The sequence below is a fragment of the Clostridioides sp. ZZV14-6387 genome (assembly GCF_020657835.1).
Taxonomy (GTDB): domain Bacteria; phylum Bacillota; class Clostridia; order Peptostreptococcales; family Peptostreptococcaceae; genus Clostridioides; species Clostridioides difficile_A.
Map to the genome: position 1 here is coordinate 31,396 of NZ_JAGWCW010000029.1, position 25,540 is coordinate 56,935.

Genomic DNA, 25,540 nt, shown 5'->3' on the forward strand with positions numbered 1-25,540 from the left:
GAAAATAGGAGGGAATGTAGCTAATGCTAATTCCCTCCTATTTTTAGTATAAATTACTATTCTTTTATTATGCGCCATCTCTTAGAATTATTTTTCTATAAAATTAACATATACCTTAAATTAAGCCATATCATCTCGCAGTGCATCGATAATATTTTCTTTTTTTATCTTATTAGTAGTATACAACATTGTAATGAATATGATAAAGAGAACGCCAAACACACTTATTCCGATACTTACCCATGGAAACATAAAGTTAATATCATCTGCTACCATTTCTTTATGAATTAACCAGGAAGAAATTACTGCTATAGGTAGCCCAAATAGAAGAGCCCTCATACCATAAAATATACACTCAAAATTCATCATTTTTTGGAAATCACGCTCAGACATTCCAATAGAACGAAGCATGGCAAGCTCTCTACGACGCAACTTGATATTCGTAGAAATTGTATTGAAAACATTAGCGACAGAAATAAGTGAAATCATAATGATGAAAGTATAGGCGAATACGTTGACAATGAATATGTAATTACGATTATCGTCCATCATTCCATACATATTGTAGAGATTATGCTCAACTGTAACACCCTCACTCTCAATAATCTTTTCCATTTCTGCAACTGACTGAGTTGGATTTTTTGATTGAAATCCCATACTCTTGATTCCTGTAGAAACATCAAGAGCCTCAAACTTATATTTGACTGAATAAGGAGCTAGTATTCTGAAGTTTACTTGCTTATTCTTAGAATTTCTTGCACTTGGAGGAGAATCAGGTGGCACTATTTTTACAAATGTAATGTTTACATTTTGCTTTTCAACATTATCCAAATTACCATCAGTTTCAGAGGTAAGATTAACATTCATAGAGGAGTTTGTAAAAATATCAATAGTATGGTCATCCTCAACAGCCATAGAAACAGCAAGCATCTTTGCATTTTCTCCAGTATATTCTTTTGTGTTTAAGCCAAGACCTTTGATAATATTCAGATAAGTACTGTCATCAAGAAATTGCATATCTACTGGTAAATTGACTGTTTCATTTGTTGCATGCATATTTTCATGTTGTAAGTAATTTTCTGTAAGCTTACTTCCTTTAACGATACATGAATAAGTAATCATTTCTTGATACAAACCTTCGTAAACACCATTAGCACTCTTCATCTTATCATATAGCTTTAGCATTTCACTGTCACTCATGCCTTGTGTGGAAAAGATAATGTCATGGTCAGTAACCTCTGATTTCTGGCTTGACATCTGTTTTAAATCTCCTACTAAAGCACTAGTCGATATAAATAACACTATACTGAGAGCTAATGATAAAACTATACTGCGATAGCGTTTCTTATTTCTTTTAAAATTTTTCAGAGCGAGAGTTCCCTCCAAACCATAAATGCGTTGTGAAAGATTTGATGTCTTCACAGCTTTAGATTCGACTTTTACTTCATTAGTCTGGCGTATACACTCCATCACTGGTGTATTAGCTGCCTTTCTGGCCGGAATATAAGCTGAGATTAAGATAGTAACCATACTAACCACTACTGCAACAATAATTGCGAGAATAGATAAAGTCAAGGTCAGAGGGACGTTAGTATATAGAACATTTGCAAAGTTTTTGGAAATAACAGAAATCACAAGCTTAATACTGAGTATTCCAACTGCGACACCAATTGGTATCCCAACAGTACCAATACAAAATCCCTCAAACAACACTGAATTCCGTAACTGCTTTGCTGTGGCTCCAACAGATGAAAGGATTCCAAACTGTTGTGTTCGTTCATTCAACGACATATTAAACGAATTATAGATTAGAAAAATCGAGCCAATCATTATGATAGCAAGCACAATCCCACCAACCGAATATAAAAACACATTGAATAGCTTGTTGTCAGAAGCTCCCATGAAACGTAACACGTTATCATTGAAAACATAAGCACGTTCTCCAGTGCTACTTACATAAGAATGGGCTTTACGAGGATTTTTCAATGTGGCAAACAAGCTAAAACTATCCCCTTTGAATTGTGCATCAGCTTTAGTTATCAAGGTATATCCTGGTGCAGAAGATTCCTCAAAGATAGGCTTTCGACATATACCAACAACTTTATATATCCTCTTATCTTGTGATACAAGAGTTTCCCCTCCAGCAGTGTATAAATCACCTTGACCAAGCCTCTCATTTACATCATTTATACGTCTACCTATATCTAATGAAACAGTGTCGCCTACTGCGAATTTGACACCACCATCTGTTGCAACTTTACTGGAAACAAGAATCTCTCCACTGTTTTTAGGCAATCTTCCTGAAATCAAATCTATAGGCACAGTATCAAAGGTTTCTTTGTTGAATCCAGCTATAAAAAGATATGGCTTATCTGGATTTCTGTTGCCACTAAGTGTTGCATAGCCGATATTTTCAAATACTGTGGTATTTGTAACTTCATCATTACCTGCCTGTTTCTGGATGAAAGATGAATCAACATCTAAAAACTCAACATGCCAATCACCATACTTCGAAATAGCACCTTTTGTCAAATAGTCTATCAAAGAAACTCCAAATGTTGTGACTGCCGTAATCATGGCAGCAGATAGTACGACCCCTATAATTGTTACAAGAGTTCGTGTACGATTTTTTTTCATACCTTGCAGTGCAACTTTGTTGAAAATGTTCATGAACGATTCACCAGCCTTTCATCACGCACTACTTTTCCATCTGCAATACAGATAATTCTATCTGCCTGTAATGCAATATTTTCATCATGTGTGACAATTATAAGGGTCTGATGATATTTATTATGGCTTTCTTTCAATAGCTGGATAATATCCTGTCCATTTTTACTGTCTAAGCTACCAGTAGGTTCATCAGCAAGCATAACTGCTGGTGCATTCATTAAAGCACGACCGATCGCTACACGTTGTTGCTGACCTCCAGAAAGTTGATTTGGCAAGTGCATTCTTCGCTCTTTTAAGCCAAGTAACTCCAACAGGTCATTTAGTCGTTCCTTGTTAACCCTACGCTTATCCATAAGTATAGGCAAAGTAATATTTTCCACTACATTTAGTGTTGGTATCAGATTGTGAAACTGATAAATCAATCCAACTTGACGTCTACGAAAAATAGCAAGTTTTTCATTACTCTGGCCATATACATCTTGCCCATCTAGGTATATCTTTCCACTTGTTGGCACATCTACACCTGCAATGGCGTGTAGCAATGTAGATTTACCAGACCCAGAGGAGCCTATAATAGCAGTAAATTCTCCTTTTTGGATAGTAAGTGAAATATTGTCAAGTGCAGTAACCTGATTTTCACCTTTTCCATATACCTTGCATAAATTTTCAATTTTTAAAAACTCCATTATGTGAGTCTCCTTTCTTATGGTTTACCCATATAATAGAACTTTCAGCTTACATCTCTGTGACTTTAAGATGAGAGATTAGTCACTTTGGAAAACGTATAGCAAATATCGCACCACCCTGTGGATGATTTTTCGCATTAATTGTTCCTCCTTGACGTGTTATAATCATCTTGCATAGAGACAATCCAATCCCATACCCTGCCATGTTTGTGTTTTTCCCACGATAAAACCTGTCAAAAATAAATGGCAAATCTTCTTTTCCAATTCCCATTCCGCTATCATGAATGGTAATCTCAGTAAACAGTGTGTTATCCTCACAAACAATCTCAATCTTACCACCATCTCCTACTTTTTCTATGCAGTTTTTGAGGATGTTTTGAATTGCTTCCGAAAGCCAACTTGAATCACCATTAATAATCATCCTTTTAGGAATATCTATTTGTAAATCGATATTATGTAGCTCCATTGAAATCATAAATGGTCTAATAGAAGCATATATCAAGTCATTTATGTCTATCTGTTCACTTTGAAACTCCACAATGCCAGCATCCAATCGAGATAATTTTAATAGAGAGGTAAGTAACCAATCCACCTGCAAGAGCAGTTCCTCTGTCTCTCGTATTAGACCTTTCCGTTCATCTTCATCAGTATTAGTCTCTAATAATGACATAATAAGAGTTACTGATGTAAGAGGAGTTCGAAGCTGGTGCGCTATATCAGCTAAAGAATCAGCAAGATGTCTTTTTTCTCTTTTTAGTGCTTCATTTTGTTCCCGAATACGCAATGTCATTTTAGTTATCTCACTTTGAAGAATAGAAAGTTCTCCCTCATCTATTTCAGCAATATACATATGGTCAGTATTATGAAGTACAATATCAATTTGTTCTGAAATATGTGCAATACTTTTGTATCTGGCCCTAGTAAATATAAGAAATAATGTACCAAAAGTAGTGTCAGATACAATTACAAGGATTCCAGCCATCATATTGATTGCAAATCCTAGAGTTACAGTGACAACAGTTATTAATAAGAACAAAATAGCAAACCTACGAAACTCTCTATTCCGAAACATGTCCTCCCCCTAATCTATACCCTGTTCCACGAACAGTCAAAATTATCTGTGGACTTGAAGGGTCATCCTCTATCTTCTCCCTCAGGCGTTTAATGTACACAGTCAATGTATTGTCATTTACAAACTCACCTGCTGCATCCCACAATTCATCAAGCAATTTAACCCTCGTAATAATACTTTTGGGATTACTAATAAATACCAGCAACAATCGATATTCTAGAGCTGAAAGAAAAACTTCATTACCATTTTTTTTCACGACACCACTTGCTGTATCAATATAAAGACCACAGATTTCAAAAGTTGCCCCAAAACGCTCACTTTTTCTCAGTGCTGTTTTAATTCGTGCAATCAATTCACGTGGACGAAAAGGTTTAGTGATATAGTCATCCGCACCCATGTTCAGCCCAGTAACAACACTCGATTCATCACCAGAAGCTGTCAGAAAGATAACTGGGATGTCTTGTGTTTCTTTAATTTCTGTACAAACTGTAAATCCATTTCCATCAGGCAAGGAAATATCAATCAGTGCCAAGTCAAATTTATTGCTAGCAATCTCATCAAGTGCTTCACTTCTTGTGGAAGCATGGATTACTGTAAATCCTTCTGCATTTAGCAAAAGAATAAGGTTCTTAGCAATTGCCTTGTCATCCTCAACCAAAAATATCCTCTTCATTTATTTTCATCCCCCTTTATTTTACTGATTTTATACTCTCTATCTGTAGTTTTCCAAATTTTATCAATCTATTTTGTTGTTATATAATAATAAATAACCCTTTATTGATTTATTATATTTCTTTTATCACAAAGATACAAGTTGGGTCATAAAGCACGATATAAGTACAATAATTTTCGCATAATTAGTCTATAATCATACACCCTAGTCTCTATAATGAAAAAGTATATTCTTTCTATTATTCCTAAAATTAGTGTGTCTTTTATAATTTATACTTGAAAAATTAAATTGAAAGTCTTATTATATAATTATATATACCTCATATTATAAGGTATATGATAAAACAAAGTAGGTGAATTTATGGACTTGAACAAAGAAGTACTTAAAGGTCATATTGATACTTTAATATTATCAATACTAAACAAAGGTGATTCATATGGATATGAAATAGCAAAAGTGGTTAGAGACGAAACAAGCTTTGAATTAAAGGAAAGTACTCTCTATGTATCTCTTAAAAGATTAGAATCCAAAGGTCTAATAAAATCATATTGGGGAAACGACCAAGGTCTTGGAAGTAGAAGAAAATATTATAATATAACTGATTATGGAAAAGAAAATTTAGAAGTAAAAATTCAAGAGTGGAACTTTATACAAAATGTTATGAACAAATTTCTAAAGAGAGGTGAATAGATTTATGAAAATAATAGAAGAGTATTTAGGAACACTATATAAAAATGATACTAGTAAAGAAATTCAAGACTTAAAAGAAGAATTAAGAGAACATCTAATGGATTCTACAAATGAGTTTATTGAGAATGGATATGATATAAATGAGGCACAAAATAAGGCAATAGAAAGATTTGATGGCAGTAACGAAGTATCAGTAGAATTACGTTCAATATTTAAACAAAAAATAGAACCTAAAAAGGTTTTATTACGAAAATCATCAAATTTAAGAATTGTATTTTTGAACTTATTTGGATGGCTTCTTGCCGCTACTGCACTTACAATCAATAGAAGTTTTGGTCATGTAGCTCCACCATGGTTGATTATAGCTTTAATAATATCAATAATTGTATTAATAATGCTAAGTATTTTAATTAAGAAATTAAAAAAAGAGATAAAAAAGGATTACAAAATGTAGCTAAATAACTGTATTTTAAATTCTTACTTATTCCTATAAATAAAGATTATGAAGGGGGCTTTTTATATGGATAAAAAAATGCTATTGGAAAAATTTCTTGATACTCCAGGAGTTTCATATATCAATGAAAAAGTAAATCTATTTAAAGATACTAAATGGATTTCATTTGGCACTTATATAATGACTGTTGATAGTTTTTGCTATAGAGAAGATTCAAAACACTATAATCCAATAATGGGTACATTTGATTACGAATCAGAGATTTTTATAGTTAATGCTTCATACAAAAATGATATATATTCTATCAAGAGTAAAAAACTTTATAAAAATGTATCTAAGGGAGATAAGATAGTTGTTACAATTAAATATTCTTATGATAAATATGAAAATCTTATACATGAAGAAATTCATGATTATCATCTTTATCCTCTATTTATTGATTAAAATAAAAGGCGAAAGCCTCTATGGCTAACGCCTTTAAAATATTTTAATAAACTTACTCTACTCAGCTATATTATAAACTTTTAACTTGTCTTTATTTAGGTGCTTCTTCTTAACTTCTACTAAAGCTTTTAATGTATCTAAAGATGTCATTATCTCAGTAGAGAACTCAATCGCTGTTCTTCTCATTTTAAATCCATCTCTTGTAGAATCATTTCCTTTAGTTGGTGTATTTATTACTATATCAACTTGTTTATTTCTTATAGCATCTAATATGTTTGGTCTAGGCTCTTCAATTCTATTTACTGTATCAGCCTCTATTCCATTTTCTCTTAAGCTTTTAGCTGTTCCTTCTGTAGCGACAAAAGTGTATCCTAACTCTTTCATATCTTTTGCTATCTCTATAAACTCATCTTTATCAAGATTATTAACAGTAGCAAGTACTACTCCTCTTTCATCAGACATATGTCTACCTGCTGCTAAAAATCCTTTGTATAAAGCTTCTTCTAAGTTTTCTCCTACACCTAGAACCTCTCCTGTAGACTTCATCTCAGGTCCTAGACTTACTTCAACTTTAGATAATTTAGACATTGAGAATACTGGCACTTTTACTGATACTAATTTTGGCTCTTTGTAAACTCCTGTACCGTATCCTAAATCTTTTAATTTGGCCCCTAACATACATTTAGTTGCTAAGTCAACTATTGGTACTCCACTAACTTTACTTATATATGGAACTGTTCTACTAGCTCTAGGATTAACCTCAATTATATATAACTCATTTTGGAATTCTATAAATTGTATATTAACCATACCAAGTACATTAAGCTCTAAAGCCATTTTCTTAGTATATTCTACTATCTTTTCTTTTATTTCATCAGATATATTTTGACTTGGATACATTGTTGTACTGTCTCCAGAGTGAACTCCAGCTCTTTCTAAATGCTCCATTATACCAGGTATTAATATATCTTCTTTATCACATATCGCATCTACTTCTATTTCTCTACCAGTTAGATATTTATCTATTAGTACTGGATTTTTGTGGTCTCTATCAAACGCATCATCCAAATATTGAATTAATTTTTCTTCATTATAAGTTATTTCCATACCTTGACCACCAAGTACATAAGATGGTCTAACTAATACTGGATAACCTAACTCCTTAGCAATCCCAACACCCTCGTTAGTTGTCCATACACCTTTTCCTTTTGGTCTATTTATGTCTAGTTTTTCTAATAAATCATCAAACTTCTCTCTATCCTCTGCTGCATCTATATCTCTAAAATCTGTTCCTAATATAGGTATATTTTTCTCATGTAAGAACTTAGCTAATTTTATAGCTGTTTGCCCACCAAACTGTAATATCACACCTTCTGGTTTTTCTTTTTCAATTATATTTAAAACTTCTTCTTCTGTTAATGGTTCAAAATATAACTTATCTGATGTATCAAAATCTGTACTTACTGTCTCTGGGTTATTATTTACAATTATAGTCTCAATACCCATTTTTCTTAAAGATTTTACACAGTGAACTGAACAATAGTCAAACTCTATACCTTGGCCTATTCTTATTGGCCCAGAGCCCAATACTATTACCTTTCTCTTATCACTAACAACTACTTCATCATATTGCTCATAAGTTGAATAATAGTAAGGTGATAAAGCTTCAAATTCTCCCCCACATGTATCAACCATTTTATAAACTGGTTGTATATTATATAGACTTCTCAACTCGTATAATTTTTCTGGGCTTATCTTCATTAAGTCAGATATACCTTTATCAGAGAATCCTTTTTTCTTTAATTCGTGTAAATACTCTTTGTCTAAGTTTTCTATTTTTAGAACTTTTAATTTTTCTTCTTGCTCTACTATCCATTTAAATTTATTTATAAACCACTTATCAACACCAGTTATTTCTGAAATCATTTCTACTTTATAGCCTCTTCTTATCATTTCAGCTAAGTCAAATAGTCTCTCATCATCAGGTACTACTACTCTAGCCTTTAATTCTTCTAATGTTCTACCTTCTGATGGAGCATGAACTAATGAATATTTTCCTGTCTCAAGCGATCTTATTCCTTTAAGAATAGCTGCTTCAAAGTTACTTCCTATACTCATTATTTCACCAGTTGCCATCATCTTAGTTCCCAATTTTCTATTGGCATGTCTGAATTTATCAAATGGCCACTTTGGTATTTTTACTACTACATAATCTAATGTTGGCTCAAAGCAAGCATATGTTTTTTTAGTTACTGCATTTTCTATCTCATCTAAAGTGTATCCTAGAGCTATCTTAGCTGCTACTTTTGCGATTGGATAGCCTGTAGCTTTTGATGCTAAAGCTGATGACCTACTAACTCTTGGATTTATTTCTATTATCGCATATTCTAAACTATGTGGATTTAAAGCTATTTGAACATTGCAACCACCTTGAACTTCTATTGCATTTATTATATCTATTGATGCTTTTCTAAGTAGTTGATACTCCTCATCACTTAAAGTTTGACTTGGAGCAACAACTATACTATCTCCTGTATGAACTCCAACTGGGTCTACATTTTCCATATTACATACAGTTATACAGTTACCATTTCCATCTCTCATTACTTCATATTCTATTTCTTTCCAACCTTTTATACTCTTTTCAAGAAGAACTTGACCTACTGGACTTAATTGTAAACCATGTGTAAGAGTTTCTCTTAATTCTTCCTCAGTATCGGCTATACCTCCACCAGTTCCACCTAATGTATATGCTGGTCTTACAACTACTGGATAGCCTATTTTATCAGCAAATTCAAGCCCTGCTTCTAAATTTGTAACTATATCACTAACTATTACTGGCTGATTTATTTCTTTCATTACCTCTCTAAATAAGTCTCTGTCTTCGCCCTTTTTTATAGAGTTTATAGATGTTCCTATAACTTTTACATTGTATTTTTCTAATATCCCAGCATCATGTAGTTCTACAGCTAAGTTAAGCCCTGTTTGACCTCCCATACCTGCAAGTAAACTATCTGGTCTTTCTTTTTCTATTATTTTTTCTATAAATTCTATTGTTAATGGTTCTATATATATTTTATCTGCAATCTCTTTATCAGTCATTATAGTAGCTGGATTACTATTAACTAATACGACTTCTATTCCCTCTTCTTTTAATGCTTGGCAGGCCTGTGTTCCTGAATAGTCAAATTCTGCCGCTTGACCTATTATTATTGGCCCTGACCCTAATACTAAAGTTTTCTTTATACTATCTAATTTAGGCATAACTCTTTCTCCTTATCTAAACAATTTTCACGGTTCTTATCTTTATCATCTATATAATCAATTTTAATTACTTTATTTCATCTCAAATTTAGATTTCCTTATTATACATATCTATGTTAATTAAACCAATGATTTTTTGATTTAAATTATTCTTATTTTTTAATTATATCTTAGTACTATTTATTTTACTAACTCTAAAAACTTGTCGAAAATATAATCATTATCTTTTGGTCCTGGGCAAGCTTCAGGATGGTACTGAACACTGTATACATCTAGACTCTCATGTCTCATTCCTTCAACAGTATTATCATTTAAATTTATATGTGTCATTTTCATTTGTTCAGGAACTTCTGAAACATAATATCCATGATTTTGAGAAGTTATAAATACTTTTCCCTCTTCTAAATCTTTAACTGGGTGATTACCACCTCTATGTCCAAATTTAAGTTTAGCAGTCTTTCCTCCAAGAGCTAAAGCTAAAAGTTGATGTCCTAGGCATATTCCAACTATAGGTTTTTTACCGATAAGAGCTTTTATATTTGCTATAACATCTTCTAGGTCTTCTGGATCTCCAGGTCCATTTGACAAGAATATTAAGTCAGGATTTATACTTAATACATCTTCTGGAGATGTTGTGGCTGGAAATATTGTTATATCACATCCACGAGCTGCAAATGATCTTAATATGTTTCTCTTAACTCCAAAATCCATAACAGCCACTTTTGGGCCATTTCCTTTTATATGCTCTACTTCTTTTCTTGTAACTGTTCTAACTGCTTCTGTATTCGAAAACTTATCCAATTTATGTTTAACATCTTCTAACTTACTGTCTTCTAATGTAATTATCCCTTTCATTGTTCCATTATTTCTAAGTATCTTAGTCAAAGCCCTTGTATCTATTCCCTCAAGCCCAATAACTTTATTTTGCTTTAGATATTGGTCTATATCAATTTCACATCTAAAATTACTTGGAGAATCGCTTTTCTCTCTTACTATAAATCCCTTTACTTGTACTTTTTCAGATTCTGCTGATGATAAATTTATACCATAATTCCCTACAAGAGGATAAGTCATAGTAACTATTTGACCATAGTAAGAAGGGTCTGTTAGAACTTCACCATATCCTATCATAGAAGTGTTAAATACTACTTCTCCTACACTTTCTTCTAAATATCCAAATGCCTTTCCTATAAAAATTGTGCCATCTTCTAATATTAACCTTGCTTTCATATTACAGTACCTCCTATAATTCTCTTTAGGTAAACTAAAGAACATTAACTAAATATAAGCTTTTAAATATCTATATATATTTTTCACTTTTACATTCTAGTTTTATACTTATTTACACTTATTTTTTATCTTTTTCTATTATACTACAAATTTCTTAAAAAAAAGAAGTTATCTCAAAAGTAAAAACTCATAGAAAAAATAACTTCTTATTTTTAATTTAATAATTAAATTCTTAAACTATAAAATCAAATTAATGTCTATTCAGCTATATTGTAAACTTTTAACTTATCTTTGTTTAGATGTTTCTTCTTAACTTCTACTAAAGCTTTTAATGTATCCAAAGATGTCATTATTTCGGTAGAGAACTCAATTGCTGTTCTTCTTATCTTAAATCCATCTCTTGTAGAATCATTTCCTTTAGTTGGTGTATTTATTACTATATCAACTTGTTTATTTCTTATAGCATCTAATATATTTGGTCTAGATTCTTCTACTCTATTTACTGTATCAGCCTCTATTCCATTTTCTCTTAGACTCTTAGCTGTTCCTTCTGTAGCGACAAAAGTGTATCCTAACTCTTTCATATCTTTTGCTATCTCTATAAACTCATCTTTATCAAGATTATTAACAGTAGCAAGCACTACTCCTCTTTCATCAGACATATGTCTACCTGCTGCTAAAAATCCTTTGTATAAAGCTTCTTCTAAGTTTTCTCCTACACCTAGAACCTCTCCTGTAGACTTCATCTCAGGTCCTAGACTTACTTCAACTTTAGATAATTTAGACATTGAGAATACTGGCACTTTTACTGATACTAATTTTGGCTCTTTGTAAACTCCTGTACCATATCCTAAATCTTTTAATTTTGCTCCTAACATACACTTAGTTGCTAAGTCAACTATTGGTACTCCACTAACTTTACTTATATATGGAACTGTTCTACTAGCTCTAGGATTAACCTCAATTATATATAATTCATTTTGGAATTCTATAAATTGTATATTAACCATACCAATTACATTAAGTTCTAAAGCTATTTTTTTAGTGTATTCTACTATCTTTTCTTTTATTTCATCAGATATATTTTGACTTGGATACATTGTTGTACTGTCTCCAGAGTGAACTCCAGCTCTTTCTAAATGCTCCATTATACCAGGTATTAATATATCTTCTCTATCACATATCGCATCTACTTCTATTTCTCTACCAGTTAGATATTTATCTATAAGTACTGGGTTTTTGTGGTCCCTATCAAATGCATCCTGTAAGTATTGAGATAATTTTTCTTCATTATAAGTTATTTCCATGCCTTGACCACCAAGTACATAAGATGGTCTAACTAATACTGGATAACCCAATTCATTAGCAATTTCAATACCTTCACTAAGTGACCATACGCCTTTTCCTTTTGGTCTATTTATATCTAGTTTTTCTAATAAGTCATCAAACTTCTCTCTATCTTCTGCTGCATCTATATCATCAAAATCAGTACCTAATATAGGTATATTTTTTTCGTGTAAGAACTTAGCTAATTTTATAGCTGTTTGCCCACCAAACTGTAATATTACACCTTCTGGCTTTTCTTTTTCGATTATACTTAGAACTTCTTCTTCTGTTAATGGTTCAAAATACAACTTGTCTGATGTATCAAAATCTGTACTTACTGTCTCTGGGTTATTGTTTATAATTATAGTTTCTATGTCCATTTTTCTTAAAGATTTTACACAATGAACTGAACAATAGTCAAACTCTATACCTTGGCCTATTCTTATTGGCCCAGAGCCCAACACTATTACCTTTTTCTTATCACTAACAACTACCTCATCATATTGTTCATAAGTTGAATAATAGTAAGGAGATATAGCATCTATCTCACCTGCACAAGTATCAACCATCTTATATGCTGGTTTTATATTATATAGACTTCTCAATTCATATAATTTTTCTGGACTTATTTTCATTAAGTCAGATATACCTTTATCAGAAAATCCTTTTTTCTTTAATTCAAGAAGATAATCTTTAGTTAAATCTTCAATTTTCATAACTTTTAATTTTTCTTCTTGCTCTACTATCCATTTAAATTTATTTATAAACCATTTGTCTATACCTGTAATTTGCTCTATCATTTCTACTTTATAGCCTCTTCTTATCATTTCAGCTAAGTCAAATAGTCTCTCATCATCAGGTACTACAACTCTTTTCTTTAGTTCCTCAATACTTCTTTCTTCAGATGGTGTGTGAACCAATGAATATTTTCCTGTTTCAAGTGATCTTATTCCTTTAAGAATAGCCGCTTCAAAGTTACTTCCTATACTCATTATTTCACCAGTTGCCATCATCTTAGTTCCTAATTTTCTATTTGCTTTTTTAAATTTGTCAAATGGCCATTTTGGTATTTTTGCTACTACATAATCTATAGTTGGTTCAAAACAAGCATAAGTTTTTTTAGTTACTGCATTTTCTATCTCATCTAAAGTGTATCCTAGAGCTATTTTTGATGAAACTTTAGCTATTGGATATCCTGTAGCTTTTGATGCTAAAGCTGATGATCTACTAACTCTTGGATTTATCTCTATAACTGCATATTCAAAACTATGTGGATTAAGTGCAAATTGAACATTACATCCACCTTGAACTTCTACTGCATTTAATATATCTAAAGATGCTTTTTTAAGCATCGCACATTCTTTATTGCTTAGAGTTTGAGTTGGGGCAACAACTATACTATCTCCTGTATGAACTCCAACTGGGTCTATATTCTCCATATTACATACAACAATACAGTTACCTTTTGAATCTCTTATTACTTCATATTCTATTTCTTTCCAACCTTTTATACTCTTTTCAAGAAGAACTTGACCTACTGGACTTAATTGTAATCCATGTGAAAGTATTTCTCTTAATTCTTCTTCATTATCGGCTATACCTCCACCAGTTCCACCTAATGTATACGCTGGTCTTACAACTACTGGATAACCTATTGTAAGTGCATAGTCAAGACCTGCTTGTAAATCCGTAACTATATCACTAACTATTACTGGCTGATTTATTTCTTTCATTACATCTCTAAATATATCTCTATCTTCACCTTTTTTAATAGATTCTACTGAAGTTCCTATTATCTTTACTCCATATTTATCTAGTATCCCTTTTTCATAAAGCTCAACTGCTAAGTTTAGCCCTGTTTGCCCACCCATACCTGCAAGTAAACTATCTGGTCTTTCTTTTTCTATTATTTTTTCTATAAATTCTATTGTTAATGGTTCTATATATATTTTATCTGCCACTTCTTTATCAGTCATTATCGTAGCTGGATTACTGTTTATTAATACAACTTCAATTCCCTCTTCTTTTAAAGATTGGCAAGCTTGTGTCCCTGAATAGTCAAATTCCGCTGCTTGACCTATTATTATTGGTCCTGACCCTAATACTAAAGTTTTCTTTATACTATCTAATTTAGGCATAAATTTTTCTCCTTATCTAAATGGTTTTTACTATCTGTAAATAATACTAAATCTATATTAATGCTAAGAATTTGTTAAATATACAATCTAAATCTTCTATTGTTGTGTATTCTGGAATGTACTGAACACTATATATTGGTAATTCTTTATGTTTCATTCCTTCTATAGTATTGTCATTTAAATTTATATGAGTTATCTCTGTATTTTCTGGCATTTCTGAAACATTATATCCATGATTTTGAGAAGTTATAAACACTTTTCCAGTTTCTAAACATTTAACTGGATGATTTCCTCCTCTATGTCCAAATGTAAGCTTTGAAGTTTTTCCTCCTAATGCCAAGGCTAAAATTTGATGTCCTAAACCGATTCCTGTCAGTGGCTTTTTACCTACTAAATTTTTTATATTTTCAACTATATCATTTACATCTTCTGGATTCCCTGGTCCATTAGATAATAATATTAAGTCAGGATTTATATTTAAAATTTCTTCTGATGTAGTCATCGCTGGTACTATAGTTATATCACAGTTACAAGCTTTAAGAGACTCTAGTATACTATTTTTAACACCAAAATCTATAACTACAACTTTTGCACCAGTCCCTTTAATATTTTCAATTTCTTTTCTTGTAACATTTTTTACTGAATCCTTGTTACAATGCTCTGCTAACTTAGATTCAACATCTTGTAATGATGCATTTTCTAAAGTTATGATACCTCTCTTTGTTCCATTATTTCTAATAATTTTAGTTAATGCTCTTGTATCTATCCCTTCAAGCCCTATTACCTTATTTTGCTTTAGGTATGTGTCTATATCCATCTCACATCTAAAATTATTTGGGTTATCACTTTTTTCTCTTACAATAAATCCTTTTACTTGTACTTTATTTGATTCTACATCTTCTAGATTTATCCCATAGTTACCTATAAGTGGATAAGTCATAGTAACTATTTGTCCATAATAAGTTGCATCTGTTAATAGCTCTCCATATCCAGCCATTGAAGTGTTAAATACAACTTCTCCAACAGTTTCTTTTAGATATCCAAATGCTTTTCCTTCAAATACTGTTCCATCTTCTAAAATTAATTTCCCCTTCATATAAGCTACCTCCCAAATATTTTATCTAAGCATTTTCTATTTCTTTTACAATATTAATCGCTGATTCTCTTGGATTTTCTGCTTTTGTTATAGGTCTTCCAACAACTAAATAATGAGCTCCTCTTTTTATTGCATCTAATGGAGTTACAACTCTTTTTTGGTCTCCAACCTCTGCTGATTTAGGTCTTATGCCTGGACAAACTGTTATAAAATCAGTTCCACATGCTTCTACTATCTTATCTACTTCTTGTGCTGAACAAACAACCCCATCTATTCCTGATTCTTTTGCCAGTTTAGCTCTCTTTATAGCTAACTCTTCTGTTGTCATATTGCATCCTATATCTTGTAAGTCTTGATTGCTTAATGAAGTTAGAACTGTTACTCCAACTACTAAAGGCTTTTCTATATTTAATCTTTCTGCTTCTTCTTTAGCAACTAGTGCACACTGTCTCATTCCTTCCATATCTGATACATGTATTGTCATTAACCAAACATTATCTCTCACTGCAGCTCTTACTGCACTTTTCATAGTATTTGGAATATCATGGAATTTAAGGTCTAAAAATATTTTTTTCCCTTTTTCTTTAAGATAATCTATTGTTTTTCCTTTTGTAGCAACATATTGTTCTAATCCTACTTTAAATATATCTACACTATCCTCTAATTTGTCTATTAATTCTTTAGCTTTATCAAATTCGTCAGTATCAATTGCAACTATTAATTTTTCTTTACCATTTATCATTTTTACATCTCCTTTTTAATAAAGCCTAAATCTTCATAAAAAAATCCTCACACCAAAAGAGGCACAAGGATTTTATCTATACATAACTCAATTCTTAGCTATGAGATATCTTTCCCAGTCTCTCTGGACTAGTTTAAAAGACTTTATTATATTTAAATTTTTATTTTATACTCATCAAAAACCTCTAGAAGATTTACTAGAGGTTATATATTAACACTATCTATAACCCTTTAGTCTCTCTGGACTAATTTAAGGAATTTAGCTGTAATATTTTTCTTTATTAATATAACTTTATGTATCTCTAAGATAATTTAAAGTTTTATCTTTTTTTATAATTAAACCACTAATTGCTTTTTATGTCAATAAGTCTTTGAATTATTCTTCATCTTTATCAAACAATTTTTTTTCAAAATATGACTCTGCATTATATATCGCAGCAGCTGGATTATGCCCAGTTACTCTATCTTTGACAATTAGAGTTGTTATAGGAGCTTCCATATATTTCATGGCTAATGTATCATGCCCAACACATAATCCAAGAATTACATTAAGGTCAACTTTAGCTTCATTTAAAAACAAAGCCTGTCCTATTGGATTACACATTATTTCATCTGCACACTTTGATATTGTTTGAGATGCTTCTAAGCCAACTGTGCTCTTAGGTATTGCTCCATTTTTACATATAACCGAAAATACTTCAAATCCATGGTGTTCAAATATTTTTTGTACTGTTTGCATTTCTCTTTTTAATCCAATACAAAATGCTATACCTATTTTTTTATAATCACATTTCTTAGCAAACTCTATTATCTCTTTTAGTCTAGTATACTGACAATACCCTTCTGACTCAACTAATCCAGCATTATAAGCTATTTTTCTATTTTCCTCTTCCTCATAAAGTTGTTTTGCTTTTTGTTGTAGTTCAACTTCTCTAGTAGGACATATCTTCATTAGCTTATCCATATTTCCATCAGAACAACCCCTAAGATTACACTTTCCACACTTGTACATATCCAATATCCCCTTCCAAAATTTTATTCTTCTTGTGATTCTTCTTTCTCTGGACTTACACTTTCTTCTGGTATCTCTTCTTCTGGTTTGGCATGCTCAACTACAGTTATAAAATATGATTTTCCTATTTTATTTCTTATTGGAAGTTTTTCATATGAAACATCTATTTTATTTTTTATACATGCTATGTCAAAATGTCTTAATCCTGCGCCTAAGCTAACTTTATTCATATCTTCACAATGTTTCTTAGGTTTTTTTTCAAATAAATGAAGACCTCGTTCATCCTTATGGAAATACCACGGTTGAGAATTCTTTACAGATGGAGCTCTTCTTGTAAATTCTAATACTTCTTTCCACTTTTTATTTCTGTTTATTTTATTTATCATATCTTTTACTGGTTTTCTATCAGGTCTAGCATATCTTGTTCTAAATAAATCCTCATTTCTCGCTGGATATCCAAAAGCTATTATTATATAAGGATACTCTATTTCTTCTTCCTTATCTTCTTCTGTTTTTATTCCAGCTAAATAATCTAAATCGTCTTCTTCATCTTCTTCAGAGTTTTTATTTCCTATATCTACAAATTCTAAAATATCTTCTCTCTTTAAGTTTCCCTCCAGCCAACAGGTAGCTACACCCAATGTTGTAAGACGTAAAACTACACCTTCTGTAGCAAAACCTATATTTTGTAGATAACCTTCTCCTTTATTTGATGTGATTACTATATAATGAGGTGCTTTTACTTTACATTCCTTACCCATTAAGAAATGTATTATATGACCTCTATCAACAACATGCGCTTTAATATTTAAATCTTCATTTAAATATTCTAAATTTTTACAACTTCTCTTTATTTCTTCCATTAATGGCTTTTTTATCTTATTACTGGAAAAATTTCTTACAGATTTTCTATAAAAAATGGCTTCATAAAGCTCCATTTATGCCCTCCTAACTGAAATCTTCTGTTCATAATATATAAACTACTATATTTAAACATATATAAGCTTTGCCAGAAAATTTTTTATTTCATTATTTATATTTATCTCATTATTATATTATAAGTTTTTTTCAGTATTCTTGTATAGCTTTTCACTAAAAAAGTATTTTTATTTCTACTTTAATACTAATATCAACAAAAAATATTCTTCCAATTAAGTTTGTGCTTCTAAACAATCTGTTTTAATTAAAATAGATATTTTTTATTTCTTAGTTTATAGAGTATAAATATTTTAAATATGACCCAAAATCTAAGTAATGTTATAATACTTTATAGGTTATTCAATATTAAAAATATAGGAGGATAAACATGGATTTAAATAGAAATTTAGAGAAATATGCTGAATTGGCAATCAAGGTCGGGATTAACATACAGCCAGGTCAAACTTTACTTATAAAATCACCAATAGAATGTGCTGATTTTGCAAGAAATGCACTTAAAGAAGCATATAAATGTGGTGCTAAAAATGTATATATAGAATGGTCTGATGAAGAAAGTGCTCTTATTAAGTATTTATATGCTCCAGATGAAGCATTTCATGAGTTCCCAAAATGGACAGCAGAACAATATGTAGATATAGCAAAAGAAGGCGGGGCATTTTTATCAGTATATGCTCAAAATCCTGACTTACTAAAAGATGTTGACCCTGAAAGGGTGGCAAATTTTCAAAAAGCATCTGGTAAGGCTTTAAAAGAATGGCGTTCTTATACTCTAACTGATAAGTGTAAATGGAGCATAGTTTCTGTGCCAACAAAAGCGTGGGCAAAAAAAGTATTTCCAAATTTATCAGAAGAAAAAGCAATAGAAGAATTATGGGATGCTATATTTAAGTGTTCAAGAGTAGATGGTCAAGACCCTATAAAAGCATGGGAGGAACATAATAAAAATCTTAAGTCTAAAATGGATTTCTTAAATAAAAATAATTTTAAAACTTTAAAATATAAATCTTCAAAAACTGATTTGACTTTAGATTTGCCAAAAGGTCATATTTGGTTAAGTGGAGCATCTAAAGACCCTAATGGAATAAGCTTTAATCCTAACATCCCAACAGAAGAAATTTTTGGAATGCCACATAAGTTTAAAGTGAATGGAACTGTTTATAGTACTAAACCTCTTGTTTATGGTGGAAATATAATTGATAATTTCTTCTTAACTTTTAAAGATGGAAAAATAATAGATTTTTCTGCTGAAAAAGGACTTGAAACTTTAAAGAAACTTATTGAAACAGATGAAGGTTCTCAATATTTAGGAGAAGTTGCTCTTGTTCCATACAACTCACCAATATCCAATACAGATATAATTTTTTATAATACTCTATATGATGAGAATGCTTCTTGCCATTTTGCAATTGGTTCTGCTTACAAAACTTGTCTAGATGGTGGAAACAATTTAAAAGATGAAGAGTTGGATGAATATGGTATAAATGATAGCTTAACACATGTAGACTTTATGGTTGGGTCTGATGATATGGATATTATAGGAGAAACTTATGATGGAAAGCAAATACAAATTTTTAAAAATGGCAACTGGGCTTTTTAATCTATGCTTTAACTAAAAAGGGCTGATGGAAGTTATACCAGACTTCCCAGCCCTTTTTAATGTTGATGATAAATATTTTTTTATATTAATTAATCTCATTTTTATAGATTAATTCCTATTGTTTCAAACATAAGTATCTAAAACTTATATCTATATTATATATAAAATATCCTATTTAGTAAAACCTTTATTTTAATTTACATGCTAAAAATTTAACTTTGCTATTTCAACAGCAGATTTTGCATCCTTTGAATAATAGTCAGCACCCATTTCTTCTGCATATTCTTCTGTCAAAACTGCACCTCCTACAAATACTTTCGCATTTATATCATTATCTCTTAATGCTTGAATCGTATCTTTCATGCTTTGAACAGTTGTAGTCATAAGTGCACTTAATCCTACTAATTTTATATTTCTTTTTTTGGCTACTTCTACTACTTCTTCAATTGGAACATCTTTCCCTAAATCTATAACTTCATATCCATAATTTTCTAGCATTATTTTTACTATATTTTTTCCAATATCATGGATATCGCCTTTTACTGTGGCAACTATTATTTTTCCTTTAGATACATTATCACTACTTTTACTTAATAAAGTTTCCTTTATTGTATTTAATGAAGCTTTAACTGTCTCTGCTGATTGAATCAATTGCGGTAAGAATATATCTCCACTATCATATCTCTTTCCTACTTTATCAAGGGCAGGAATTAAAATCTCATCTAATATATAATTTTCATCCTTTTCCTTCAAAAGATTCAGTGTTACATTTTTTGCTTCATCTTTTAATCCTCTTTCAACTAAAACATCTAGAGACAAATCTTTGTCAGTTTTCGTAGAAGAGTCTGATTTTTTTGAATTATTTATATTGCTATATTGATTTATATATTTGATACATCCTTTATCTGTATTATTTAAGATTCTAAAAGAGTTAATAGCCTCCATCATACTATATTCATTTGGATTTATAATTGCTAAATCAAGACCTGCTCCTAAAGCTAATGTTAGAAAAGAAGCATTAAGTGCTTTTCTATTTGGAAGTCCGAATGAAATATTTGAAACACCTAAAATAGTTTTTACTCCCAATGTCTTTACCATTGTTATAGCCTTTATCGTCTCTATTGCTTCCTCTTGTTGTGCTGACACAGTTAATGATAAACAATCTATAAATATATCTTTTGGCTTTATTCCATAAGAAACTGCTCTATCTACTATTCTTTTTGCTATTTCAAACCTTTCTTCAGCTTTTTTAGGTATACCTTTTTCATCAAGAGTAAGTCCAACTACACATGAACCATACTTTTTGACTATTGGTAATATACTTTCTAAAGACTCCTCTTTGCCATTTACAGAGTTTACTATTGTTCTACCATTATAATATCTAAGCCCTTGTTCTAATGCCTCTACATTGGAAGAATCGACTTGTAAAGGTGTATCTACTACTGCCTGTATTTCTCTTATTAATTTTGGCATTAATTTTTTCTCATCTACCTCTGGTAAACCAACATTTACTCCTAATATTTGTGCCCCAGCATTTACTTGTTCTAGTCCTAAGTTTATTGCATAATCTAAATTTTCATTTTTCAATGCTTCTTGAAGAGATTTTCTTCCTGTAGGATTCAATCTTTCTCCAACAACTATAGGTGATTCTACTTCTACAAATTTTGATGGTGAACAAACTACACATTTGTCAATTTTCTCTATATTTCCCTTTACAACAGAATTTATATTATCAGATATTTCTTTTATAAAACTTGGATTTGTACCACAGCATCCACCTATTATAGTAGCACCAACCTCAACGAATTTCTTAACACCTTCAAAAAACTCTTTTGCATCAACATCATATATAGCCTCTCCATCAACTATATTTGGTAAACCAGCATTTGCTTGAACCATCACAGGTATTGTAGCTCTTGATACTATTTTTTTTACTATTGGTAAAAGTTGTTTCGGTCCTAATGAACAGTTTACTCCTATTGCATCAACACCCAATCCTTCTATAGTAGCCACCATACTCTCTGGCATACATCCAGTAAAACTTCTTCCTCCTTCATCAAATGTCATAGTACAGAAAACAGGTAAATCAGAATTTTCCTTTGCAGCTAATACAGCTGCTTTAGCTTCATATAAATCCATCATAGTCTCTATTACTATCACATCAACACCAGATTTTGCGCCCTGTAATACTTGTCTTTTAAATATTTCATATGCTCTATCAAAACTTAAAGTCCCCATAGGCTCTAACATCTCTCCTATAGGCCCAATATCTAATGCTACATATCTAGGTTTAGTTTTATCTACATTTTCTATAGCTTTCCTAGCCACTAAAACAGCATTATCAATCACTTCTTCTACTGTATAGTTACTATCTAATTTTAGCTCATTACATCCAAAAGTATTTGTAAGAATTACGTTTGAACCTGCCTCTAAATATGAGGTATGTATTTCTATAAGTTTGTCTGGATTTTGAATACCAAACACTTCTGGGTTTTCACCTAACTTTAAACCTTTTTGTTGAAGCATTGTTCCCATTGCACCATCAAATATTAGTATATTATTCTTAAGATATTGTCTTATTTCCACAAGAATTCTCTCCTTTTCTATATGTACAGTTTCTATAGTTTTTACAATTTTCACACGATTTTTCTTTTTTAGATTCATCTATTTTTATATTAGAAATACCTATGATAGCCACTACTGACTTTCTAGGTATCATAATCCCATTGGAAGTAATTGTTAAACCTATTTGTTTTTGAGCATTTAACACATTTAATATATCTATATTTTTTTCTATTGGTAAATCTCCATATCCTGGACTATATCGCATAGTTATAAATTTATTTTGTTCTAAAAAAACCTTTTCTACATTATCTTGAATGATATCACATACTTCTTCTATTGCTGTTGTTCCACATGAATCTATTATTAGTCCTTTTGTTAAATCTGAATAAGAATGTCTTTTTATTTCTTTTTCTATCTCTAATCCTAATGTAGCTGCCATAATTACACATTCATTACATTCTTTTAAAAGTTCATATATATCTTTACTTTCTAAGGTTAAATTTGTCCCCTCTAACTCTACAACATTATCTTTATTTATTTTAATAGGATAAATCCTAGATAAATATCTAGGATTTATTTTATTTTTAGTTATATCTACACATTCATCAATAGTATCTTTAAGGTCTTTATCTATCTCTTGACCTCTGTATTGTAAGTATCTTAAAACTTCACTTTGATTTATGTTTATATTTCCTTTTTCAATTAAATTATTCTCCATATATGTTTAAAGAAAATCCTTTGTCCAAAACATCTTTTGCGTATTCTTTTGCTCCAAATAAAGATAAATCTCTGTAGTTCCCACATTCTATTGCTGTAGCTGCCGGCATTTCATCTGATTCAACCACTTTTTTTAATGCTTCTTCTAAACCAACCTTAACTGTATTGGCATCTACATCTCCCCATAGTATTAAATAAAATCCTGTTCTACATCCCATTGGAGATAAGTCTATTACTCCCTCTAATGTATCTCTTAAATAAGTTGCTAACAGATGCTCTAAACCATGCATAGCAGCAGTTCCAAAACTCTCTACATTTGGTTGTAAAAATCTTAGGTCAAATTTACTTACCTTATCTCCCTTTACTCCATCAAGTACGCTACATTTTCTTACAAAAGGAGCTTTTACTTTTGTATGGTCTAACTTAAAACTTTCCACTTTTTCCATTATTTAATCCTCCATTATCTTTTAAATTCATTACATTAATTCTAAAAAAAACTCCCCCTATCCATTATTGATAAGAAGAGTATATTATTTCAAATCGTCTCATCGTCGTTAGCAGGACCACCTAATAAAAGGTTGGTATAGGATCACTGAGCTAACTCTCTCCCCTAACTCTTGATAAGTATCTTATTAAACTGACTTAAATTATATATTACTTTTTTATTTTTGTAAACACTTTATCGCTATATTATTTATACATCTAATTATACTTTTATTTTATAACTCAACTGATTGTATTATTGGCAGTTGTACCTCAAATACAGTTTGATGTTTATTGCTTGAAACAGTGATTTCTCCACCATGTAAGTTTACAATATTTTTTGTGATTGCAAGACCCAATCCAGACCCTCCAGCATTTCTATTTCTTGACTTTTCAACTCTATAAAATCTGTCAAATATATTTGGTAAATCTAATACTGGAATTGGTTCTCCATAATTTATGACCTTTACAATCGCCATATCTTCTTTTTTCTCTGTGACTATATCTACATAGAGTCCATCTTTTCCATACTTCATAGCATTAGTCATAAGATTCTCAAATACTCTTACTAATTTATTTGGGTCAGCTTTTACAATTAATTTTTCTTCATTAAAATTAACTCTACTAACCATAAATTCCTGCCTAAAATAAATTTCAAATTGAGATACTATCTGACTTAATAACTCTACTAAATTTATTTCTATCTTATTTAATCTCATTGTATTGTTTTGCATTTTAGTAAGTTCAAACAAATCATTTATGAGTACATTTAAATTTTTCGATTTTTCATATGCAATATTAACATAATACATCATCTGTACTTCATCTTTATACTTACCTTCTTCTATCAATCCTAAATAACCCATTATTGATGTCAAAGGTGTTCTTAAATCATGTGACACATTTGTTATTAAATCTGTTTTGGTTTGCTGAGCTTGTCTCTCTTCAACAGTTATGTTTCTAAGTTGATGAATAATACTATTAATTTTATGTGCTAGTTCATCAATATCATCAACTTCTTTATCCTTTAATTCTTCTAAATCATACTCGATATCTATATTCTTTTGTAAATCACTTTCATCCATTGAATTTACAGCATCTAAAATAACTTCTAACTTCTGATTCTTTTTATTAGCTTTTTTTATAAAATCTACAACTTGCTTATTTCTCTTGTATGATATTAAAGAGTAAATTGCTAACGATGAAATTAGAAATAAAGATGGATAAAACAATCCCTCTCCCATAGATGCTCTTAAATCTCTTAAATTATATACAAGATAATTAATTGTAGATAAATGAGTATTAACATATAACAATTTTATTATATAAATGCTTGTTAACATAATTATTAAAGTAATAATGCAACTTATTGCAAAATCTATTATAGGACGAAACATATGATTTAATAAGCTTTTATTTTTCAATTTTATATCCTACTCCCCATACAGTATGAATTATTTTTTCTCCATCTGTATATTTTTCAATTTTATCTCTTATTCTACTCATATGGACCATTACAGTATTATTAGATTGATAATATTTCTCTTTCCATACCTTTTCAAATATTTCTTCTGTACTATATACTCTTCCCTTATTATTTGCTAGTAAGTACAATATCTGAACCTCCCATGACTAAAGTCACAGGGTTCCTGCTTCATAGAATTTTGCATACTAAAATATGTCTTACTAATTCTCCACAGGCTATCCCCATAGTTCCTACGGTTCTTACATAAGTTATTTATT

At 30.7% G+C, this 25,540-nt stretch carries 19 protein-coding genes and 1 pseudogene; 4 read left to right on the forward strand and 16 right to left on the reverse strand.

What is annotated here, in order from left to right; translation table 11 throughout:
- Positions 1 to 120: 120 nt before the first annotated feature.
- The 4 genes from KGF38_RS16085 to KGF38_RS16100 form a co-directional block, all read right to left on the reverse strand.
- A complete protein-coding gene (locus KGF38_RS16085) occupies positions 121 to 2,670 on the reverse strand; it encodes an FtsX-like permease family protein (RefSeq protein WP_074178774.1) in 2,550 nt (849 codons plus the stop codon).
- Positions 2,667 to 3,356, reverse strand: a complete 690-nt coding sequence (locus KGF38_RS16090; protein WP_054272015.1) for an ABC transporter ATP-binding protein — start codon at positions 3,354 to 3,356, stop codon at positions 2,667 to 2,669. The genes KGF38_RS16085 and KGF38_RS16090 overlap by 4 nt, the downstream gene beginning before the upstream one ends.
- Positions 3,357 to 3,438: 82 nt before the next feature.
- On the reverse strand, positions 3,439 to 4,428 hold the full coding sequence (locus tag KGF38_RS16095; protein WP_074178772.1) for a sensor histidine kinase: 990 nt from the start codon (positions 4,426 to 4,428) through the stop codon (positions 3,439 to 3,441).
- Positions 4,415 to 5,101, reverse strand: coding sequence for a response regulator transcription factor (locus KGF38_RS16100; protein WP_054272017.1), 687 nt, complete (start codon positions 5,099 to 5,101; stop codon positions 4,415 to 4,417). Before KGF38_RS16100 ends, KGF38_RS16095 begins: the two co-directional genes overlap by 14 nt.
- A 360-nt stretch (positions 5,102 to 5,461) precedes the next feature.
- Between KGF38_RS16100 and KGF38_RS16105 the strand changes: the two genes are divergently transcribed.
- The 3 genes from KGF38_RS16105 (at position 5,462) to KGF38_RS16115 (ending at position 6,689) form a co-directional block, all read left to right on the forward strand.
- Complete coding sequence (locus KGF38_RS16105) at positions 5,462 to 5,791, forward strand: PadR family transcriptional regulator (RefSeq protein ID WP_054272018.1); 330 nt, start codon at positions 5,462 to 5,464, stop codon at positions 5,789 to 5,791.
- A 4-nt stretch (positions 5,792 to 5,795) separates the two neighbouring features.
- Positions 5,796 to 6,245 (forward strand): permease prefix domain 1-containing protein, encoded by a 450-nt coding sequence (locus KGF38_RS16110; protein WP_054272019.1) that lies wholly within the window; start codon positions 5,796 to 5,798, stop codon positions 6,243 to 6,245.
- A 66-nt stretch (positions 6,246 to 6,311) separates the two neighbouring features.
- Positions 6,312 to 6,689 carry a DNA polymerase III subunit delta gene (locus KGF38_RS16115; protein WP_074178771.1) on the forward strand — a complete coding sequence of 126 codons (378 nt, stop codon included), beginning with the start codon at positions 6,312 to 6,314 and terminating at the stop codon, positions 6,687 to 6,689.
- A 57-nt stretch (positions 6,690 to 6,746) separates the two neighbouring features.
- Here KGF38_RS16115 and carB (KGF38_RS16120) read toward each other — a convergent pair whose 3' ends face one another.
- The 7 genes from carB (KGF38_RS16120) to KGF38_RS16150 form a co-directional block, all read right to left on the reverse strand.
- Entirely contained in the window at positions 6,747 to 9,953 is a 3,207-nt protein-coding gene (gene carB / locus KGF38_RS16120; RefSeq protein WP_074178770.1) for a carbamoyl-phosphate synthase large subunit, read from the reverse strand.
- 180 nt (positions 9,954 to 10,133) lie between these two features.
- Positions 10,134 to 11,183, reverse strand: a complete 1,050-nt coding sequence (gene carA / locus KGF38_RS16125) for a glutamine-hydrolyzing carbamoyl-phosphate synthase small subunit (protein WP_054272032.1) — start codon at positions 11,181 to 11,183, stop codon at positions 10,134 to 10,136.
- A 257-nt stretch (positions 11,184 to 11,440) separates the two neighbouring features.
- Positions 11,441 to 14,647 carry a carbamoyl-phosphate synthase large subunit gene (gene carB, locus KGF38_RS16130; RefSeq protein ID WP_074178769.1) on the reverse strand — a complete coding sequence of 1,069 codons (3,207 nt, stop codon included), beginning with the start codon at positions 14,645 to 14,647 and terminating at the stop codon, positions 11,441 to 11,443.
- A gap of 52 nt (positions 14,648 to 14,699) precedes the next feature.
- Positions 14,700 to 15,743, reverse strand: a complete 1,044-nt coding sequence (carA, locus tag KGF38_RS16135; protein ID WP_054277796.1) for a glutamine-hydrolyzing carbamoyl-phosphate synthase small subunit — start codon at positions 15,741 to 15,743, stop codon at positions 14,700 to 14,702.
- A 25-nt stretch (positions 15,744 to 15,768) separates the two neighbouring features.
- Entirely contained in the window at positions 15,769 to 16,485 is a 717-nt protein-coding gene (gene pyrF, locus KGF38_RS16140; RefSeq protein ID WP_054272023.1) for an orotidine-5'-phosphate decarboxylase, read from the reverse strand.
- A gap of 375 nt (positions 16,486 to 16,860) precedes the next feature.
- A complete protein-coding gene (locus tag KGF38_RS16145) occupies positions 16,861 to 17,496 on the reverse strand; it encodes a DUF1847 domain-containing protein (RefSeq protein WP_054272024.1) in 636 nt (211 codons plus the stop codon).
- A 23-nt stretch (positions 17,497 to 17,519) separates the two neighbouring features.
- Positions 17,520 to 18,434: a nitroreductase family protein gene (locus KGF38_RS16150; RefSeq protein WP_074178768.1), complete on the reverse strand. Its 915-nt coding sequence runs from the start codon at positions 18,432 to 18,434 to the stop codon at positions 17,520 to 17,522.
- 368 nt (positions 18,435 to 18,802) lie between these two features.
- Here KGF38_RS16150 and KGF38_RS16155 point away from each other — a divergent pair, with 368 nt between their 5' ends.
- Positions 18,803 to 20,032 (forward strand): aminopeptidase, encoded by a 1,230-nt coding sequence (locus KGF38_RS16155; RefSeq protein WP_074178767.1) that lies wholly within the window; start codon positions 18,803 to 18,805, stop codon positions 20,030 to 20,032.
- A gap of 204 nt (positions 20,033 to 20,236) precedes the next feature.
- On the opposite strand, the gene KGF38_RS16160 is transcribed toward KGF38_RS16155, so the two are convergent.
- From KGF38_RS16160 to KGF38_RS16180, 5 genes and pseudogenes are all read right to left on the reverse strand, one after another.
- Positions 20,237 to 22,618 carry a homocysteine S-methyltransferase family protein gene (locus KGF38_RS16160; protein ID WP_074178766.1) on the reverse strand — a complete coding sequence of 794 codons (2,382 nt, stop codon included), beginning with the start codon at positions 22,616 to 22,618 and terminating at the stop codon, positions 20,237 to 20,239.
- Positions 22,596 to 23,315: a vitamin B12 dependent-methionine synthase activation domain-containing protein gene (locus tag KGF38_RS16165; protein ID WP_074178765.1), complete on the reverse strand. Its 720-nt coding sequence runs from the start codon at positions 23,313 to 23,315 to the stop codon at positions 22,596 to 22,598. The genes KGF38_RS16160 and KGF38_RS16165 overlap by 23 nt, the downstream gene beginning before the upstream one ends.
- Positions 23,305 to 23,760: an S-ribosylhomocysteine lyase gene (locus KGF38_RS16170; RefSeq protein WP_021386558.1), complete on the reverse strand. Its 456-nt coding sequence runs from the start codon at positions 23,758 to 23,760 to the stop codon at positions 23,305 to 23,307. Before KGF38_RS16170 ends, KGF38_RS16165 begins: the two co-directional genes overlap by 11 nt.
- Positions 23,761 to 24,033: 273 nt before the next feature.
- Positions 24,034 to 25,221 carry a sensor histidine kinase gene (locus KGF38_RS16175; protein ID WP_161803389.1) on the reverse strand — a complete coding sequence of 396 codons (1,188 nt, stop codon included), beginning with the start codon at positions 25,219 to 25,221 and terminating at the stop codon, positions 24,034 to 24,036.
- Positions 25,211 to 25,423: pseudogene (locus tag KGF38_RS16180) on the reverse strand (winged helix-turn-helix domain-containing protein); the annotation flags it as partial. The gene KGF38_RS16175 and the pseudogene KGF38_RS16180, both read right to left, overlap by 11 nt.
- Positions 25,424 to 25,540: the final 117 nt, after the last annotated feature.

Coding starts and splice junctions, on each gene's coding strand:
- KGF38_RS16115 (WP_074178771.1), top strand. CDS start 6,312: ATGGATAAAAAAATGCTATTGGAAAAATTTCTTGATACTCCAGGAGTT.
- KGF38_RS16090 (WP_054272015.1), bottom strand. CDS start 3,356: ATGGAGTTTTTAAAAATTGAAAATTTATGCAAGGTATATGGAAAAGGT.
- carA (WP_054277796.1), bottom strand. CDS start 15,743: ATGAAGGGGAAATTAATTTTAGAAGATGGAACAGTATTTGAAGGAAAA.
- KGF38_RS16085 (WP_074178774.1), bottom strand. CDS start 2,670: ATGAACATTTTCAACAAAGTTGCACTGCAAGGTATGAAAAAAAATCGT.
- KGF38_RS16110 (WP_054272019.1), top strand. CDS start 5,796: ATGAAAATAATAGAAGAGTATTTAGGAACACTATATAAAAATGATACT.
- KGF38_RS16095 (WP_074178772.1), bottom strand. CDS start 4,428: ATGTTTCGGAATAGAGAGTTTCGTAGGTTTGCTATTTTGTTCTTATTA.
- KGF38_RS16105 (WP_054272018.1), top strand. CDS start 5,462: ATGGACTTGAACAAAGAAGTACTTAAAGGTCATATTGATACTTTAATA.
- KGF38_RS16145 (WP_054272024.1), bottom strand. CDS start 17,496: ATGTACAAGTGTGGAAAGTGTAATCTTAGGGGTTGTTCTGATGGAAAT.
- KGF38_RS16150 (WP_074178768.1), bottom strand. CDS start 18,434: ATGGAGCTTTATGAAGCCATTTTTTATAGAAAATCTGTAAGAAATTTT.
- carB (WP_074178769.1), bottom strand. CDS start 14,647: ATGCCTAAATTAGATAGTATAAAGAAAACTTTAGTATTAGGGTCAGGA.
- pyrF (WP_054272023.1), bottom strand. CDS start 16,485: ATGATAAATGGTAAAGAAAAATTAATAGTTGCAATTGATACTGACGAA.
- KGF38_RS16100 (WP_054272017.1), bottom strand. CDS start 5,101: ATGAAGAGGATATTTTTGGTTGAGGATGACAAGGCAATTGCTAAGAAC.
- KGF38_RS16155 (WP_074178767.1), top strand. CDS start 18,803: ATGGATTTAAATAGAAATTTAGAGAAATATGCTGAATTGGCAATCAAG.
- KGF38_RS16165 (WP_074178765.1), bottom strand. CDS start 23,315: ATGGAGAATAATTTAATTGAAAAAGGAAATATAAACATAAATCAAAGT.
- KGF38_RS16170 (WP_021386558.1), bottom strand. CDS start 23,760: ATGGAAAAAGTGGAAAGTTTTAAGTTAGACCATACAAAAGTAAAAGCT.
- carB (WP_074178770.1), bottom strand. CDS start 9,953: ATGCCTAAATTAGATAGTATAAAGAAAACTTTAGTATTAGGGTCAGGG.
- carA (WP_054272032.1), bottom strand. CDS start 11,183: ATGAAAGCAAGGTTAATATTAGAAGATGGCACAATTTTTATAGGAAAG.